The 15,884-nt window shown below is 63.9% G+C and carries 14 protein-coding genes and 3 pseudogenes; 8 read left to right on the forward strand and 9 right to left on the reverse strand.

Going from position 1 to position 15,884, the window contains the following annotated elements; translation table 11 throughout:
• The first annotated feature begins 35 nt into the window (after positions 1 to 35).
• Positions 36 to 1,406 carry an IS4 family transposase gene (locus ACVWW3_RS33665; protein WP_456672281.1) on the forward strand — a complete coding sequence of 457 codons (1,371 nt, stop codon included), beginning with the start codon at positions 36 to 38 and terminating at the stop codon, positions 1,404 to 1,406.
• A 137-nt stretch (positions 1,407 to 1,543) separates the two neighbouring features.
• Here the strand turns inward: ACVWW3_RS33665 and ACVWW3_RS33670 are convergent, their stop codons facing one another.
• From ACVWW3_RS33670 to ACVWW3_RS33710, 9 genes and pseudogenes are all read right to left on the reverse strand, one after another.
• On the reverse strand, positions 1,544 to 3,415 hold the full coding sequence (locus ACVWW3_RS33670) for a bifunctional sugar phosphate isomerase/epimerase/4-hydroxyphenylpyruvate dioxygenase family protein (RefSeq protein ID WP_456672282.1): 1,872 nt from the start codon (positions 3,413 to 3,415) through the stop codon (positions 1,544 to 1,546).
• A complete protein-coding gene (locus tag ACVWW3_RS33675; protein WP_456651802.1) occupies positions 3,412 to 4,152 on the reverse strand; it encodes an ABC transporter ATP-binding protein in 741 nt (246 codons plus the stop codon). Before ACVWW3_RS33675 ends, ACVWW3_RS33670 begins: the two co-directional genes overlap by 4 nt.
• A gap of 11 nt (positions 4,153 to 4,163) precedes the next feature.
• A complete protein-coding gene (locus tag ACVWW3_RS33680) occupies positions 4,164 to 4,907 on the reverse strand; it encodes an ABC transporter ATP-binding protein (RefSeq protein ID WP_247338759.1) in 744 nt (247 codons plus the stop codon).
• The gene (locus tag ACVWW3_RS33685; RefSeq protein WP_456651801.1) at positions 4,904 to 5,902 is read right to left on the reverse strand and encodes a branched-chain amino acid ABC transporter permease; all 999 of its coding nucleotides are present in this window, start codon (positions 5,900 to 5,902) and stop codon (positions 4,904 to 4,906) included. Before ACVWW3_RS33685 ends, ACVWW3_RS33680 begins: the two co-directional genes overlap by 4 nt.
• A pseudogene (locus tag ACVWW3_RS33690) lies at positions 5,899 to 6,776 on the reverse strand (branched-chain amino acid ABC transporter permease). Before ACVWW3_RS33690 ends, ACVWW3_RS33685 begins: the two are co-directional and overlap by 4 nt.
• A gap of 125 nt (positions 6,777 to 6,901) precedes the next feature.
• Positions 6,902 to 8,032, reverse strand: a complete 1,131-nt coding sequence (locus ACVWW3_RS33695) for an ABC transporter substrate-binding protein (protein WP_456651800.1) — start codon at positions 8,030 to 8,032, stop codon at positions 6,902 to 6,904.
• A gap of 58 nt (positions 8,033 to 8,090) precedes the next feature.
• Entirely contained in the window at positions 8,091 to 8,969 is an 879-nt protein-coding gene (locus ACVWW3_RS33700; protein ID WP_456672283.1) for a shikimate dehydrogenase, read from the reverse strand.
• 144 nt (positions 8,970 to 9,113) lie between these two features.
• A complete protein-coding gene (locus ACVWW3_RS33705; RefSeq protein ID WP_247443577.1) occupies positions 9,114 to 10,052 on the reverse strand; it encodes a LysR family transcriptional regulator in 939 nt (312 codons plus the stop codon).
• 121 nt (positions 10,053 to 10,173) lie between these two features.
• Positions 10,174 to 10,350 (reverse strand): hypothetical protein, encoded by a 177-nt coding sequence (locus tag ACVWW3_RS33710; RefSeq protein ID WP_247338748.1) that lies wholly within the window; start codon positions 10,348 to 10,350, stop codon positions 10,174 to 10,176.
• A 167-nt stretch (positions 10,351 to 10,517) separates the two neighbouring features.
• On the opposite strand from ACVWW3_RS33710, the pseudogene ACVWW3_RS33715 reads away from it, so the two are divergent.
• The 7 genes and pseudogenes from ACVWW3_RS33715 (at position 10,518) to ACVWW3_RS33745 (ending at position 15,859) form a co-directional block, all read left to right on the forward strand.
• A pseudogene (locus ACVWW3_RS33715) lies at positions 10,518 to 11,248 on the forward strand (helix-turn-helix transcriptional regulator).
• An 83-nt stretch (positions 11,249 to 11,331) separates the two neighbouring features.
• Positions 11,332 to 11,989 (forward strand): annotated as a pseudogene (locus ACVWW3_RS33720) (acyl-homoserine-lactone synthase).
• A gap of 1 nt (position 11,990) precedes the next feature.
• On the forward strand, positions 11,991 to 12,209 hold the full coding sequence (locus ACVWW3_RS33725) for a hypothetical protein (RefSeq protein WP_247338742.1): 219 nt from the start codon (positions 11,991 to 11,993) through the stop codon (positions 12,207 to 12,209).
• Between the two features lie 310 nt (positions 12,210 to 12,519).
• Positions 12,520 to 13,437 carry a branched-chain amino acid ABC transporter permease gene (locus ACVWW3_RS33730; protein WP_247324607.1) on the forward strand — a complete coding sequence of 306 codons (918 nt, stop codon included), beginning with the start codon at positions 12,520 to 12,522 and terminating at the stop codon, positions 13,435 to 13,437.
• The gene (locus ACVWW3_RS33735; protein WP_456651798.1) at positions 13,434 to 14,378 is read left to right on the forward strand and encodes a branched-chain amino acid ABC transporter permease; all 945 of its coding nucleotides are present in this window, start codon (positions 13,434 to 13,436) and stop codon (positions 14,376 to 14,378) included. Before ACVWW3_RS33730 ends, ACVWW3_RS33735 begins: the two co-directional genes overlap by 4 nt.
• The gene (locus tag ACVWW3_RS33740; RefSeq protein ID WP_247443570.1) at positions 14,371 to 15,138 is read left to right on the forward strand and encodes an ABC transporter ATP-binding protein; all 768 of its coding nucleotides are present in this window, start codon (positions 14,371 to 14,373) and stop codon (positions 15,136 to 15,138) included. Before ACVWW3_RS33735 ends, ACVWW3_RS33740 begins: the two co-directional genes overlap by 8 nt.
• Positions 15,131 to 15,859 carry an ABC transporter ATP-binding protein gene (locus tag ACVWW3_RS33745; RefSeq protein WP_456651797.1) on the forward strand — a complete coding sequence of 243 codons (729 nt, stop codon included), beginning with the start codon at positions 15,131 to 15,133 and terminating at the stop codon, positions 15,857 to 15,859. Before ACVWW3_RS33740 ends, ACVWW3_RS33745 begins: the two co-directional genes overlap by 8 nt.
• Positions 15,860 to 15,884 lie beyond the last annotated feature (25 nt).

Consider the following 15,884-nt stretch of genomic DNA (forward strand, 5'->3'; position numbering starts at 1 on the left):
TATGACGGCACTTCTGATCGGATGGAGGTGCCGCCATGCTGTCACGAATTGACTGGACGCTGGGCCGGTTCGGGGATCGTCGTCTCGATAAAGGGGGGCGGGCGCTTGTCGGACGCATGGTTGCTGGCAAGAATGTCTGCCTGCGGCAGCTTTCGAGAGGAGACCGTAACCTGGAGGTGCGGTTCAACCGCTTTCTCGGTCATGACAAGGTGACAGCGGAGCGGATCATCGAAAGCTGGAGTGAAAGCACGGTTGCAGCTGTCGAGGGCCGCCACGTTTTGGCGATCCAGGACACCAGTGAGATCCACTTCAAGACCACACCGCAACGCCGTCGCGGGCTTGGGGAAATCGGCAAGGGCAATAACCACGGCGTGCTGCTGCACCCGTTGCTGGCGGTGGATGCAGACAATGGCACCTGCCTGGGACTTTTGAGCGGCGAAGTGTGGACGCGTGAGGGCCGTCGGACCGTCTCGCATGACAGCCGCGAGCTGTCGGACAAGGAATCGCAGCGCTGGACTGCCACCGCCCTTGCGGCCAAGCCGCTGCTTGCGAAAGCCGCAAGGGTAACCCTGCTTGGTGACCGCGAGAGTGACATCTTTGCCCTTTATGCCAGCGCGGCCGAGCAGGGCTATCACGTGATCGCCCGCAGCATGCATGATCGCAAGCTGGCCGACATGGCGGGTTTGTATGCGGCCATCGAGGCTATGGTGCCGATGGAGCGTCGTACGGTCCAATTGCCTCCGAGAGCGCAGCGGCCGGCACGTCAGGCCAACCTCGAGCTTCGCTTTGGTGCAATCGAACTGGCTCGACCGCAAAGCAAGTTCCTGCGCCATTTGCCGAAAAGCTTACATCTGGCCGTCGTTGACGTCCGCGAGATCAACGCCGGCTCCGACGTCGAACCGCTGCGCTGGTGTCTTCTCACCTCTCACGGGGTCACCGGTGCAGATGACGCCTGGCGTATCGTCGAATGGTACAAGCAGCGCTGGATCATCGAGCAGTTCTTCCGTGTCCTCAAGACACAAGGCCTCAAGCTCGAAGACAGCCAAATTGGGACCGCCGACCGGCTTCTGAAGCTGGTCGCCATCGCTGCCAAGGCGGCTGTGATCACCATCCAGCTCCTGCAAGCGCGTGACGACAGACAGCAGTCCATCCACATCGCCTTCAACACCAGCGAGATGGCTACGCTGACTGCCCTGAACCAGCAGTACGAAGCCAAAAGTAAGCGGCTGAAGAACCCGCATCCGCCTGACAGCCTAGCCTGGGCCGCCTGGATCATCGGCCGCCTCGGCGGTTGGGACGGCTATCCATCTTCCAGGCCGCCAGGTCCAATCACCTTCAGCAACGGTCTCCAATACTTCCATGCCGTCGCAGCAGGATGGAGCCTCAGAGATATGTGCATGCCCTAGCCCGGTCGCGGGGAGAGGGGCTCTCAGCTCTCTCCCCGTCATTGCGAGCGCAGCGAAGCAATCCAGAATCTTTCCGCTGAGGGATTCTGGATTGCTTCGTCGCAAGGGCTCCTCGCAATGACGGCCTCGATAGAGACCTACACCCGCGGCATGCTCGCAGGCCGCACTTCGTGCGCCTGCGCGGCAAGCCTGATCCCGGCATTGGCCGCACCGAAGCCCGGATAATCCCGCCGCTCCACGATCTCGAAGAAAAATCGTTCGTCGAAGATGTGGGTGTAGACCTGGAAGAATTCTCCGTCGCCTTCGCGATCGTAGAGGATGTGGTTGGCGCGCAGCTGCGCCATCAGCTCGGGTGCCAGATCGTACTTGGCTTCGATGTCGTCGTAGTAATTATCGGGGATGTCGAGGAAATCAGCGCCGCGCTTGCGCATCTCCGCGACTGCCGCAAAAATGTCCCGGCACGTGAACGCGACGTGCTGCACGCCCGAGCCGAAAAACTCCGAGATGAAGCGCGCCGGCAGTGTACGGTTGGCGGATGAGCCGTTAAGCACGAAACGCAGGCTCTGGTCGCCATTGATGACGGCCTGGCTCTGCACGAGCCCTCTGGGATCGGCGATCTCCATCTGCGGCAGACGCGTCAGGTCGAGAATCCCGGTGTAGAACAACAGCCAGGACAGCATCTCGTCATAGGGCATCGACTGCGCGATGTGATCGACGGCCAGCAGCGCGTCCGCGCCGGCGTCGCTCGCAATCGGTTCGAAATCCGTGTCCCAGTTCTTGCCGGCCTGATCGAGGAAATACAGCAGGCTGCCGCCGACGCCGTGGATCGCGGGAATTTCGAGCTCGCCCGGCCCGACCGGCTGGTAGAAGGTGCGCGCCTTCAGTGTCTCGGCGCGTTGCATGGCAAGGCCCGCATTGTCGACCTCGAGCGCGATGGCGCAGACGCCGGGACCGTGCGTGACATAGTGCGAATGCGCAAAGCCGTCGGTCTCGGAGTTGATGACGAGCTCGACCTTGCCTTGCGACCAGCGTTCCACCGCCTTGCTGCGATGCTTGCCGGTCTTGCGGAAGCCGAGCTGCGAAAGCAGGTGGGCGAGTTCGCCGGCCTTGGTCTCGTTGACGGCAAACTCGATGAATCCCGTACCGCGACTTTTGGCCTTCGGCGCCAGGGGCTCGCTGATGAGCTTTGGCCAATCCGGTGCAAGCTGGTCCTCCAGCAGAATCAGCGAGCGCAGGCCGTCGACCGCGGTCTGCATGGCCGAGCCGGCGCGGAACTGGTCGTTGAAGATCTCCAGCGACAGCGGCCCCGCATAGCCGGTCGCCGCGATCGCCGCCATGAACTCGCCGACCGGCAGATCGCCCTGGCCGGGGAAGGAGCGGAAGTGCCGGCTCCACGACAGGATGTCGAGCTCGAGCTTCGGCGCATCCGCAAGCTGGACCAGAAAGATCTTGTCGCCGGGGATCGAGGCCATCGCGCGAACCGGAAAGCCGGGGGCCAGCGCGTGAAAGCTGTCGAGGATGACGCCGGTCGCGGGGTGATCGGCGCGCCGCACGATCTCCCAGGCGTCGCGGTAGTCGTTGACGTGGCGTCCCCAGGCCAATGCCTCGTAGCCGACGCGCAAAGACCGTTTTGCCGCGCGCTCGCCAAGTTCGCGAAAATCATCCGCGGCGCGGTCGATGCCGCCGAGCGAGCTGGGGGACACGTTGGAGCAGATCAGCAGCAGGTCGGTGCCGAGCTCCTGCATCAGGTCGAACTTGCGTTCGGCGCGCGCAAAGTTGCGCGAACGCTGCGGCTCCGGCATGCCCTCGAAATCGCGGAACGGCTGAAACGCGCAAATCTCGAGATTGAGGTCGCCGCAGACCTTTGCGATGTCGCGCGGGCTTGCGCCGAACGACAGCAGATCGTTCTCGAAAATCTCGACCGCGTCGAAGCCGGCGGATGCGATGGCGCGGAGCTTTTCGTCGAGGCTGCCGGACAGGGAAACGGTCGCGATCGAGCGCTTGTTCATGCTGCGTTGTCCTCCTCCATCGCACCGCCCAGGAAGAGCTGGCCGATCCGCGGGTCGTTCAGGATTCGCTTCGCGCCGTCGACCATGCGGGTCTGGCCGAGCTCGAGCACGATGCCGATGTCGGAAATCTCCAGTGCCGAGCGTGCGTTCTGCTCGATCATCAAAATCGTGACGCCGCGCTCGCGCAGGGATTTCAGGATGTCGAAAGTCTGCTGCACCATCAGCGGTGACAGGCCGATCGAGGGCTCGTCGATCAGCACGAGCTTTGGTTCGAGCAGCAGCGAGCGGGCGATTTCGAGTTGCTTCTGCTCGCCGCCGGACAATGTGGAAGCCTGCTGCGTCGATTTCCGCCGCAGCACCGGGAACAGGTCGAGCGCGGCCTCGATCCGGCTCTGCAGGTCGATGCCCTTGCCCGCGGAAACGCCGCCGAGCTCGATGTTGTGGCGCACCGACAACTCGGGAAAGATGTTGCGGCCCTGCGGCACGTAGCAGATGCCGACATTGAGCAGCGCGCGCTGGCTCAAATTGGTGACGTCGCGGCCGGCAAAACTGATCTTGCCCTCGCGCAGCTTGAGCAGGCCGAAGATCGCCTTGAACACGGTGGACTTGCCGGCGCCGTTCGGGCCGATGATGGTGGTGATGGTGGCCTGCGGCACGGCGAAGGTCGTGCCGTTCAAAATCGTCATCTTGCCGTAGCCGCCGACGAGATTGTGAACCGAGAGGATCGGATCGCTCATGATGGCTCTCCCTAATGTCCGAGATAGGCTTCAATCACGGCGGGATCCTTGCGGACCTCGTCAGGCCGTCCCATCGCCAGCACCTTGCCTTCCGCCATCACCATCACGCGCGAGCACAGCGACATCACGAATTCCATGTTGTGCTCGATCACGACGAACGTGGCGTTCTTCTCGCGGTTGATCGCGACCAGCCGCTCCTTCAAATCCGTCAGCATCGACGGGTTGACGCCGCCGGCGGGCTCGTCGAGCAGCACCAGGCGCGGTCCACCCATGAAGGCCATGGCGGCGTCGAGCAGCTTCTGTTGGCCATAGGAGAGTCCGCCGGCCGGCTCGTCGGCGAGATGATCGAGCTTGAAAAACCCGATCATCTGGTTGGCAGCCTCCGTCAGTCCGGCATCGGAGCGGCCGACCAGGCGCGAGGCCATGCTGCCCTGGTGCTCCTGGCCCGCGAGGATCAGGTTCTCGCGCACCGAGAGCTTTGGAAACACTTGCAGGAGCTGGAAGGTGCGGCTGACCCCGAGCTTGTTGAGCTCGGCAGGGCGCAGGCCGGTGACCACCTTGCCGTCGAGCTTGACCTCGCCGCCTGATGGCGTGAGCTGGCCGAGGATGCAGTTGAACAAGGTGGACTTGCCGCAGCCGTTCGGGCCGATCAGGCCGAGGATCTCGCCTTCGCGCACGTCGAAAGAGACGCCGCCGACGGCACTGATGCCGCCAAAGTTCTTCTTGATGTCGGTGACTTCGAGGACTGCGCTCATTGCACCGTCTCCAGCCGGGATTTTGCGACAGCGCGCAGCGTAGAAGCCGCCTTGGTGCGGCGTTCGGCCAGATAGCGATCCAGGATTCCCAAAATGCCGGTCGGCGACCAGATCAGCAGCCCCATCACCGCGATCGCGTAGAGCATCAGATAATAGCCATCGGTGAAGCGCAGCCATTCCGGCAGCAGCACGGCGATCATCGCGCCCAGGAACGGACCCAGGAAGAAGCCGGCGCCGCCGACGATCACCATCATCAAGAGGTCGAGCGAGAGCGACAGGTTGAACGGCACGGGATCGATATATTGCGTCAGCGGCGCGTAGAGCGCGCCGGCGACGCCGCCGAGCGCCGAGCCGATCGCGAACGCCATCAGCGTATAGCGGCGGGTGTCGACGCCGAGCGATTGCGCGCGCAGCGGATTTTCGCGCAGCGCCATGAACGCGCGGCCCCAGGGTGAGCGGATCAGCCACCACACAGCCAGCGACACGATCGCGAGCGAGCCGAGGCAGACATAGTAGAACGGCAGCGGCTTGCTGGTCGCGATGCCGAAGATGTGCGGGCGCGGAATGTTGGAGATGCCGTAGATGCCGCCGGTGAGCCAGCTCTCGTTGCGAAACACCAGGAAGGCCAGCGTGGAGAAGGCGAGCGTGACGAAGGCGAGGTAGTGGTGCTGCACCCGCAGCGCCGGATAGCCGAGCATCCAGCCGACCGCGAAGCTCAACGCGATCGCGACGACGATCGCCGCCGGCAGCGGCCAGCCATGCGTGGTCATGATCGCTGCCGCGTAAGCGCCGATGCCGACGAAGGCGCCCTGCGCCAGCGAGACCTGGCCGGCATAGCCGAGCGTGAGGTTGAGGCCCATGGCGGCGATCGCCATCACCGCCCACTGGCTCAGGATGAACAGGCCATAGCGGTTGAAGTTCATGGGGATGACGATCAGCGCGGCGATGACGAGGAGGCCGAGCGCGATCTTCAGAGGTTTGGCGAAGGCGCTCATACGGTGCGCTCCTCGGCACGGCCGAGCAAGCCCTGCGGCCGGAACAGGATGACGGCAATCAGGATGATCATCGGCACGGCGGCGCGGTACTGCGTCGAGACGTAGGCGGCGGCGAGATTGTCGAGCACGCCGATCAGGAGCCCGCCCGCGATTGCGCCGCGCACCTGGTTGAACCCGCCGACGATCGCGGCGATGAAGGCGGCCTGGCCCAGCACCTCGCCCGATGTAAATTTCGCAAGGTAGATCGGCGTGATCAACAGCGAGGCGAGCGCGACCAGAAACGCATTGATCAGGAAGGTCAGGAGGATCATGCGCTCGACCGGGACGCCGATGATGCGCGCCACCGTCGGGTTCTGCGCCGCCGCCTGCATCTGGTGGCCGAGCGAAGTTCGGTTCAGGAGCGCGGTCAGACCGGAGACAGCAAGGATGGCGAGGACGAGGACGCCGATGCTTTGCAGCGAGACGGCGTGGCCGAGGATGGAGACGTCGCCGGTCGGCACGATCGAGGGGAAGGGCGAGGCCTCGGCGCTGAAGAACTGCTTCACGGCCTCCTTGATGCCGATCGCGAGCGCCATGGTCGCGATCGCAAGCGGCAGCACGCCATGGCGCATCATCGGATCGACCAGCAGCATCTTGAAGGCGAGGCCCAGCAGCAGCATCGAGAGCAGGATGCCGAGGATGATCGCGAGCCAGAACGGCGCGCGCCGGCATGCATTGCTGCCAGCATCAAAAATGCCGGCAGCATCACGAACTCGCCTTGCGCGAAATTGATGGTCTGCGAGGTCTGCCACAGCAGTGTGAAGCCGACCGCGACCAGCGCATAGATCGCGCCGGTGGCAAGTCCCGCGACCAGAAGATCAAACAGATTGGACATTTTCCCCTCTCGGCGCTCTGTCTTCTCCCTCTCCCCGCTCTCTTTTTTCTCCCTCTCGCCGTTCTTACGAGGAGAGGGAGAAGAGAGATCTCTCCCCGCGCGGGCGGGGGGAGGCGAGGAAGCCCTCACTTCACCTTCGGCAGCACCTGCTTCACGACCTGCTTGCCTTCGACCACCTCGACCAGAAAGCTCTGGCGATCGATGTCGCCGGTGTCGCTGAAGGTGACGTCCATCAGGATGCCCGGCTCGTCCGCTGCCTTGATGGTCAGGCCATGCAGCGTGTCGGCGAAGGCTTTGGAATCGACTTTGCCCATTTTCTCGGTCGTGGCTTTCACCATGTAGACCGCAAGATAGCCCTTCAGGCCGTTATGGTCGGGCACGTAATTGTACTTCTTCGCGAACTTGTCGCGAAACGCCTTGATCAGGTCGACCGGCGCGTCGGTGGTCAGGCCGACATGGCCGCGCGCGCCATTGGCGGCATCGCCCGCGAGCTCGATCACCTTCTGGCCAATCAGCGTGGTCTCGCCCATCAGCGGCGCGGTGACGCCCTGGCGCTTCAGCTCCTTCAGGATGCGCGCGCTCTCTTCCTCGTTCAGGTAGACGAACACGGCGTCGGGATTGGCGGCCTTGATCTTGCCGACGTCGGCGGCGAAATCCGCCTGGCCCGCTTCGGTGGAGAGATCGGCGACCACCTTGGAGCCGAGCCGGTCGAGCTCCTTGACCACGACGTCGCGACCGCCGCGGCCGAAATCATTGTTGACCCAGACCACCGCGACCGACTTCGCCTTCATGTCGTCGTGAATGTACTTTGCCACTTTCGGCATCGAGGATTGCTGGCCGAATGAAGTGCGGAACAGGAATTTGTTTCCGGCCTGCGTCAACTCGGCGGCTTCGCCGCCCATGATCTGCGCGATGCCGGCTTCGGCTGCGAGCGGCGCGGTGACCTTCACGGAGCCGGAATAGCCGGGCCCGAGCAGCACATAGGGCTCGGCGTCGAGCGCCTTCTGCACCTGCGCGCGCGCAACGCCGGGGTTGGATTGCGAGTCCGCATGGGTGACCTCTAACTTGCGGCCGAGCACGCCGCCCTTGGCGTTGATCTCCTCGATCGCGAGGTCGATGCCGTTCTTCCAGTTGGTGCCGACGGTGGCGCCGCCGCCGGAAAGCTCGGCGACGTCGGCGAGCTTGATCGCCTGGGCGTGGACACTGGTTGCAGTCGCGAAGGCAAGCAGGGCGCCCGCCAGAATGGCCGATTTCATGGTCTATCCTCCCATTTTTCGTTGATGTTGTTCGCGGCCTTGTGTCCGGCCGCTTTGGTTACGCTGCGTGATAGGCCGAGCTTCGTGCGGCCATCACCTCGTCAAATGCCTCTCCCATGACCTCAGTCGACGGGGCCAGGCCCGTGAACAGTTCGAAAGCGTCGGCGGCCTGGTAGATCGCGAGCTCCCGCCCGGTCATGATCCGCGCGCCCGTGGCTTGTGCGGCAGCGAGCAGCGGCGTGATCAGCGGCGAGTAGACGGCATCCGCAACCCACAATTTTTCATGCAGCAGCGTGGCCGGGACCGGCATGCCGCGGTTCGGCAGCATTCCGACCGGCGTGCCGTTGACGAGGCCGGTCGCGCCTTGCAGCGCGTCCTCGATGCTCGACGCCAGCCTTGCGACGCCCCGCGCGGCCAGCAGGGAGACGAGCGTCTCGGCGCGCGCCGGCTCGCTGTCGAAGATGCGGATGTCGGTCACGTCCAGGCTCGCCAGCGCAAACGCGATCGCCTTGCCGACGCCGCCGGCGCCGATCACGGCGACGGCGTTGCCGGACGGCGCCAGCAGTGGCGCCACCGCGCGCGCGAAGCCGGTGGTGTCGGTGTTGTGGCCGGTCAGCCGGCCGTCCCGGGCGACGACGGTGTTGACCGCGCCCATCGCGGCAGCGCCCGGCGCCAGCTCGTCGAGCAGCGGGACCACCGCTTCCTTGTATGGGTAGGTGACGTTGACGCCGGCAAAGCCGAGCCGCCGCACGCCCTCGAGCATCATGCGAAGCCCGGCCGCATCGGCGCCGGCGACCTCGATGAGCTGGTAGTGGCCGCGCAAGCCCAGAGCCTCGGCGGCGCTCTCATGCATGGCGGGGGATGCGGAATGCGCGATCGGCGCGCCGATCAGGCCGGTGAGGAGCTTTTTGCTGGCGGCGTATCCGCGCTCGGACATGGTTCGCTATCGTCTCGTTGGGAGTGTTCGGTCCCGGCCATTAGCGGGGAAATCCGCGCAATTCCAAGGGGGCTTCCATGTGCGACGATAGTCTTTCCCTTGCCTAACACAATTACCCATTTATCTGGCAAACCTAACATAATGTTATTTCTTGCGCCCGCGCGAAGGGATGGCCTTGCCGTTGATGCGGGACGGCTCCACCGCGCGCATCTCGGCGCGCAGGGACTCGATGAAATACTCGACGTGAAGCGACAGCGGCGCGCCGCGCTTCACCGCGATGTAGGTGTCGAAACGCGTCGGCTCGGTGATCTTCAAGAGCTCGATGCCGGGATAGCCGCCATGGGCGACCGTGAACTGGTCGATGATGGCGATGCCGAGCCCCGCCTTCACCAGCGCGCAGACCGTGGTACCGAAGCGCGCGCGGATGGTGATGTTGTAGTCGAGCCGGTTGCGCGCAAAGATCTCGGCCATGATCCGGCCGTAAGGGTCGTTGGGATCGATGCCGATCAGCGGATAGCGGGTGATCTCGGCCGCGGAAACCTGCTTGCGGCCGGCGAGCTCATGGCCTGATGGCACGATGCAATAGAGCTCGCCGGAGGCGAGCGGCATGAAGTCGAGCCCGGAATGGTCGAGCCGATAGCTCATCGCGACGCACTCGCCGCGGCCGAGCAGGAGATAGTCGATGGCTTCCTCGAGCTTGAGGATGTTGATGTCGATGCCGAGGTCGGGATAGCGGCGGCGGACGCGCTCGATCGCGCGCGGCACCATCACCTGCGAGATGCTCGGCACCGAGCCGATGCGCAGCTCCGACAATCCACCGCGGCCGATCTTGGAGATGAGCTCGGAGAGGTCGTCCACCTTCTTGTAGACGCCGTTGATCTGCTCGAAGATGTTCTCGGCTTCCGGCGTCGGGAAATAGCGGCCGTTCTGGCGCTGGAAGAAGCGGATGCCGAGCGAGCGTTCGGTGTATTTGACGAGGCGGCTGATCCCCGGGGCCGAAACGTTGAGCAGCTTCGCCGCGCCGCCGATGGTGCCCGTCACCATCACGGCACGGATCACTTCAACCTGGCGCAGCGTCATCATGACCTGGGCATCCGAAAGATAATCGTGGTCGCGATCATCTCACGAGAGCCGCGAGGTCATCCAGCGGCAAATGTTCGACAACGTGAATTGGCGGCGCGCGCCCGCGCTGCCGCGACCGCGTTTAGCTCGACGGTCCTTCGGGCGACACGCTGCCGGGTCGTTCCGGGCGCTCGCTTTGCAGCACCTCGCGCGCGAACTCGATGATCTTCTGCTTGTTCGCCGTTTCACGGACGGCGAAAAACACGCGGTTGAGTTCCAGGCCGAGAACGCTGTTGAGGGCGATGTCCTCGTCTTCCATCGTGGTTTTCCCGCTTCAGACGTCATAGGTGTAACTTGACGTCCCATCTTCCACAAGTAGATCAAAGCTTCGAGGTCAATGGGATACCGGACAACTACGGAAACGGTGAATTGAGGCAGCCCGCGAAGACGTGCTATACCGGAGCCCAAGGGTCAGGAAACGCACCGATGTCCGCCGTGGATTATGGCCGGGAGGCGCTCGACTTCATTGAAGGCCTGGCGGCCTATCGTAAGGTTCCGGACGCTATGAACGCGCGCTCGAAGGGGCGTTCGGGCGCTTCGGCTTCGAAACCATCATCGTGACAGGGTTGCCGAATCCCGACCAGCGGTTCGCACAGATGGTGCTCGCCAAGCGCTGGCCCGCGGAATGGTTCAGTCTCTACACACAGAACAACTACGACCGCGTCGACCCGGTGGTGCGGATGTGCCGACAATCGGTCAACCCGTTCGAATGGTCGGAAGCGCCCTATGATGCCGAACTCGATCCGGGCGCGGCGGAGGTAATGAACCGCGCCGGCGATTTCCGCATGTCGCGCGGCTTCATCGTGCCGATCCACGGGCTCACCGGCTATGAGGCCGCCGTGTCGCTCGGGGGCATCCATCTCGATCTCAACGCCCGCAGCAAGCCGGCATTGCACCTGATGGCGATGTACGGCTTCGACCACATTCGCCGTCTGCTCGATCCGGCGCCGTATTCGTCGACACGCCTCACCCCGCGCGAGCGCGAAGTGATCTCCTGGGCCTCGCAGGGCAAGTCGGCCTGGGAAATCGGCGAGATCCTGCACATCACGCAGCGTACCGCCGAAGAGCATCTTGCAACCGCCGCGCGCAAGCTCGGTGCCGTCAACCGCACGCATGCGGTTGCACTGGCGATTCGCAACAAGATCATCAATCCCTAACCGACGTACTGGGAAATTTCCCAATATCGAGCCTGCCTCTTTTCGCAGACGCTGCTCCCCATTGAGGACGAATGGGGGCTTTCATGATTCACGCCATTTCTGCGGTAAATCGTCACCTTTACGAAGACGTGCTCGAGCAGCATTTCCGGCTGCGGCACGACATCTTCGTCGAAGAGCGCCACTGGGAGGCACTTCGCAAACCTGATTGCCGCGAGATCGATTCCTATGACGACGAGGATACCGTCTATCTGCTCGCGCTGGAGGGGCGGCGCGTCATCGGCGGTCACCGGCTCTACCCGACTACCAAGTCTTCAATGATGAGCGAAGTCTTCCCGCATCTGGCGGCGGTGCGCGGGCTGTCCGGCGGATCCGCTGGTCTGGGAATGGTCGCGCTACTTTGTCGTGCGCGATCGCCGCGACGGCGCGCTCAACCTGCAACTGATGACGGCGGTGCAGGAGTTCTGCCTCGGTCAGGGGATCGCGCAAGTCAGCGCGATCATGGAAACCTGGTGGTTGCCGCGCTTTCATGAGGCCGGCTTCGTCGTGACCCCGCTCGGTCTGCCGACTCTGGTGGAGAACGCATGGACCATGGCGGCGACGATCGACATTCGTCGGGAGACGCTCGATGCCCTGCATGATCGCATCGGCATGCCTTCGATCGTGCAACAGGACGGCCCGCGTTTGGACGCCGTCGCCCGTGCCAACCTCTGCGGCCTCGCCGCGCAACGAAAGAGCGCTTGAAATGTCGAACATGATGCGGAACAGCCAGATCATGGCGCAGACCAAGGACGAGAATCTCGGCTACATGTCCGACATGGCGCTCGAGCTTGCGCAGATGGCGGAAGACACCGGATTGGGGACGCTCGCCTATCTGTTCCGGATGGCGGCGCTGGAGGCCTCGACGGCCAACAGCGTGCTCGCTGAACCGGATAACCTTTCCCGGCAGATGACGTCGCACTAGGCGCCATCCTTCCTGACGTTGCGACGAATTTCACACCCTTCCTCCGGCAACGGGGGGAGGGTGATCGTTTGGGTGCGGCAGGTTGACCCATCCCGCGCGGCAGCCTTCTTGCACAGCGCTTTGCATGGCGGCGCTCGCTCGCATGCATCGGCATGCAACAAAGTGCATGTTTGGTGTCAAATCGCTCTTGCCTCGGAACGATACTGCCATTACCCATTTTTCCGCCTTGTACAGGCAGGGGGAGCTCTTTCACTGATGGCGACCGTGTTCGAACATCGGCGCGAACCTGCGTGCGCCTGAAAGAGTTTTGATGTTGCTCGTCGTCGAACAGTTCTTGAACGGATTGCAGTTCGGCCTGCTGCTGTTTCTGCTCGCCGCCGGCCTGACGCTGGTGTTCGGGATCATGGATCTCGTCAACCTCGCGCACGGCTCGCTCTACATGATGGGCGCCTATTTCGCCGCGACCTTCGCAGCCTGGACCGGCAGCTTCCTGCTCGGCGCGCTGCTGGCGCTCGGCGCGACGCTCGTGCTCGGCATCGTGCTGGAGATGAGCGCGCTGCGGCATCTCTACGGACGTGACCATCTCGACCACGTGCTCGCGACCTTCGGCCTGATCCTGTTCTTCAACGAAGCCGTGCGGCTGATCTGGGGGCCGGCCGGCCTTGCGCTGCCGCTCCCGGCCTGGCTCACCGTGCCGGTGCCGATCCTGCCCGGCATTCACTATCCCGCCTATCGCCTCGCCATCATCGCGGTGGCGCTGCTGGTCGCGCTCCTGCTCTATCTCGGCGTGATGCGTACCCGCATCGGCATGCTGATCCGCGCCGGCGCCTCCAATCGCGAGATGATCGGCGCGCTCGGCATCAACATCAAGCTGCTCTACACCTTGGTTTTCGGCCTCGGTGCCGCGCTCGCCGGCCTTGCCGGATTGATGCAGGCGCCGATCCTCACCGTGCAGATCGGCATGGGCGAGAACATTTTGATCCTCGCCTTCGTCATCATCGTGATCGGCGGCATCGGCTCGATCCGCGGCGCCTTCCTGGCCGCGATCTTCGTCGGCATGATCGACACGCTCGGCCGCGCCTTCCTGCCCAATTTATTGCGGCAGGTGCTGAGCGGCGCCGCTGCTTCCACCGCCGCGCCCGCGCTGTCGTCCATGCTGATCTATCTGCTGATGGCGATCGTGCTGGTGGTGCGGCCGGAGGGGCTGTTTCCGGCCAACCGTCGATGAAGACATTCACTGTGAGCAAGGCCGTCACGGCCCTGATGCTGGCGGGCCTCGTGCTGCTGCCGCTCTATTCGCAAGCCTCCGGCAACATCTTCATCCTGACGCTGTTCACTCGCATCGTCATCCTGGCGCTGGCGGCCGCGAGCCTCAACCTCATCATGGGTTTTGGCGGCATGATGAGTTTTGGCCACGCCGCCTATCTCGGCATCGGCGGCTATGCGGTCGGCATGCTGGCGCAGGAAGGCGTCGGAAGCGGCTTCATCCAGTTTCCGGTCGCGCTCGCGGCCTCCGCGATCTACGCGCTGGTGATCGGCGCGCTCTCCCTGCGCACCCGCGGCGTCTATTTCATCATGATCACGCTCGCCTTCGCGCAGATGGCCTATTACGTCGCCTCGGGGCTGGCGCGTTACGGCGGCGATGACGGCCTCACCGTCTACAAGCGCAGCGACTTCTCCGGGTTGATCAATCTGTCGAACCGCACGCAGTTCTACTATCTCTGCCTCGCCTGCCTGTTCGGCGTGGTCTTCCTGATCTGGCGCATCACCAATTCGCGCTTCGGTCTCGTCCTGCAGGGCCTGCGCTCCAACGAGCAGCGCATGCAGGCGATCGGCTTTCCCTCGAAACGCTACCAGCTGGTCTGCTTCGTCATCTCGGGCACGATGTGCGGCCTCGCCGGCGCGCTGCTCGCCAACAATACCGATTTCGTCAGCCCGGCCGTGATGTACTGGACGCGTTCCGGCGACCTCATGGTGATGGTGATCCTCGGGGGCATGGGCACGCTGTTCGGTCCGGTCGTCGGCGCGGTGGTATATTTGCTGCTGGAAGAATTCTTGTCGCAGCTCACCGAATACTGGGCGCTGATCATGGGCCCGCTGTTGCTGCTGGTCGTGCTGTTCGGCCGCGGCGGCATCATGGGCCTGCTCGGGAGGCTCAACCGTGGCTGAACCGCTGCTCCGCGTTGACAAGCTGGTGCGCCGCTTCGGCGGCATCATTGCCACGGACAACGTCTCGCTCGACGTCGCGGCAGGTGAACTGCACGCCATCATCGGCCCGAACGGTGCTGGCAAGACCACGTTGATCAGCCAGCTCACCGGGCATCTGGAGCCGCATTCCGGCAGCATCTCGCTCGGCGGTCGCGACATCACCTACTTGCCGGCCTATCGCCGCTGCGCGCTGGGCCTGGCGCGTTCGTTCCAGATCACCTCGCTGCTGCTCGATTTCACCGCCGCCGACAATGTCGCGCTCGCGGCGCAAGCGCATGCCGGCACCTCGTTTCGCTTCTTCGCCGATGCGCGCAAGGAAAAAGGCCTGCGCGATGCCGCGCATGCCGCGCTCGACCGCGTCGGTCTCGCCCATCGTGCCGATGTCCTGGTGTCCAGGCTCAGCCATGGCGAGCGTCGCCAGATCGAGCTTGCGGTTGCGCTGGCAAGCAAGCCGAAGCTTTTGCTGCTCGACGAGCCGATGGCGGGTCTCGGCGTCACTGAATCCCAGCGCATGGTGCAGCTGCTCCAGGAGCTGCGGAAGGAAGTCTCGATCGTGCTGGTCGAGCACGACATGCCCGCGGTGTTCGCGCTCGCCGACCGTATCTCGGTACTGGTCTATGGCCGCGTCATTGCCTCCGGCGATCCGGCCGCGATCCGGGCGAACGAGGACGTCAAGCGCGCCTATCTCGGCGAGGCGCATGTGGTGACGCACCATGTCTGAAAAAGTGGCGGCTGATACGCTGCTCGAGGTCGACGGCATCGAGACCTGCTACGGCCTGTCCCAGGTGCTGTTCGGCCTGTCGCTGTCGATCAAATCAGGCGAGATGGTCTCGCTGATGGGCCGCAACGGCATGGGCAAGACCACGACCATCCGCTCCGTCATGGGCCTGACGCCGGCGCGCGCGGGCAGCATCCGCTTCGCGGGCTCGGAAGTGCGAACGCAGCCGTCCTACCGAATCGCAAAACTCGGTGTGGGCCTCGTCCCCGAGGGACGTCAGATATTCCCGAACCTCACCGTGCGTGAAAATCTGGTCGCGGCCGCCGCCGATCGCTTTGGCAGCGCCAATCCCTGGACGCTGGCGTCGATCTACGTGATGTTTCCGCGCCTCGCCGAGCGCGCCTCCAACATGGGCAACCAGCTCTCCGGCGGCGAGCAGCAGATGCTCGCCATCGGCCGCGCGCTGATGACCAACCCGAAGCTCCTGATTTTGGATGAAGCGACCGAAGGCCTGGCGCCGCTGATCCGCGAAGAGATATGGAACTGCCTGTCGCTGCTCAAGAGCCGGGGACAGTCGATCCTGGTCGTCGACAAGAACGTCGACCACCTCGCCCGCATCTGCGACCGCCACACCATCATCGAGCGCGGCAAGACGGTGTGGAGCGGCACCTCCGAAGAGCTGATGGCGGAACCGGATCTGCAGCACAGATATCTGGGAATTTGAGCCTCCGCTCTCTCCCGTCGTCACA

The organism is Bradyrhizobium sp. LM2.9 (assembly GCF_054056555.1).

Coding starts and splice junctions, on each gene's coding strand:
- ACVWW3_RS33730 (WP_247324607.1), top strand. CDS start 12,520: ATGTTGCTCGTCGTCGAACAGTTCTTGAACGGATTGCAGTTCGGCCTG.
- ACVWW3_RS33670 (WP_456672282.1), bottom strand. CDS start 3,415: ATGAACAAGCGCTCGATCGCGACCGTTTCCCTGTCCGGCAGCCTCGAC.
- ACVWW3_RS33725 (WP_247338742.1), top strand. CDS start 11,991: ATGTCGAACATGATGCGGAACAGCCAGATCATGGCGCAGACCAAGGAC.
- ACVWW3_RS33695 (WP_456651800.1), bottom strand. CDS start 8,032: ATGAAATCGGCCATTCTGGCGGGCGCCCTGCTTGCCTTCGCGACTGCA.
- ACVWW3_RS33710 (WP_247338748.1), bottom strand. CDS start 10,350: ATGGAAGACGAGGACATCGCCCTCAACAGCGTTCTCGGCCTGGAACTC.
- ACVWW3_RS33685 (WP_456651801.1), bottom strand. CDS start 5,902: ATGAGCGCCTTCGCCAAACCTCTGAAGATCGCGCTCGGCCTCCTCGTC.
- ACVWW3_RS33705 (WP_247443577.1), bottom strand. CDS start 10,052: ATGATGACGCTGCGCCAGGTTGAAGTGATCCGTGCCGTGATGGTGACG.
- ACVWW3_RS33665 (WP_456672281.1), top strand. CDS start 36: ATGCTGTCACGAATTGACTGGACGCTGGGCCGGTTCGGGGATCGTCGT.
- ACVWW3_RS33675 (WP_456651802.1), bottom strand. CDS start 4,152: ATGAGCGATCCGATCCTCTCGGTTCACAATCTCGTCGGCGGCTACGGC.
- ACVWW3_RS33700 (WP_456672283.1), bottom strand. CDS start 8,969: ATGTCCGAGCGCGGATACGCCGCCAGCAAAAAGCTCCTCACCGGCCTG.
- ACVWW3_RS33680 (WP_247338759.1), bottom strand. CDS start 4,907: ATGAGCGCAGTCCTCGAAGTCACCGACATCAAGAAGAACTTTGGCGGC.
- ACVWW3_RS33735 (WP_456651798.1), top strand. CDS start 13,434: ATGAAGACATTCACTGTGAGCAAGGCCGTCACGGCCCTGATGCTGGCG.
- ACVWW3_RS33745 (WP_456651797.1), top strand. CDS start 15,131: ATGTCTGAAAAAGTGGCGGCTGATACGCTGCTCGAGGTCGACGGCATC.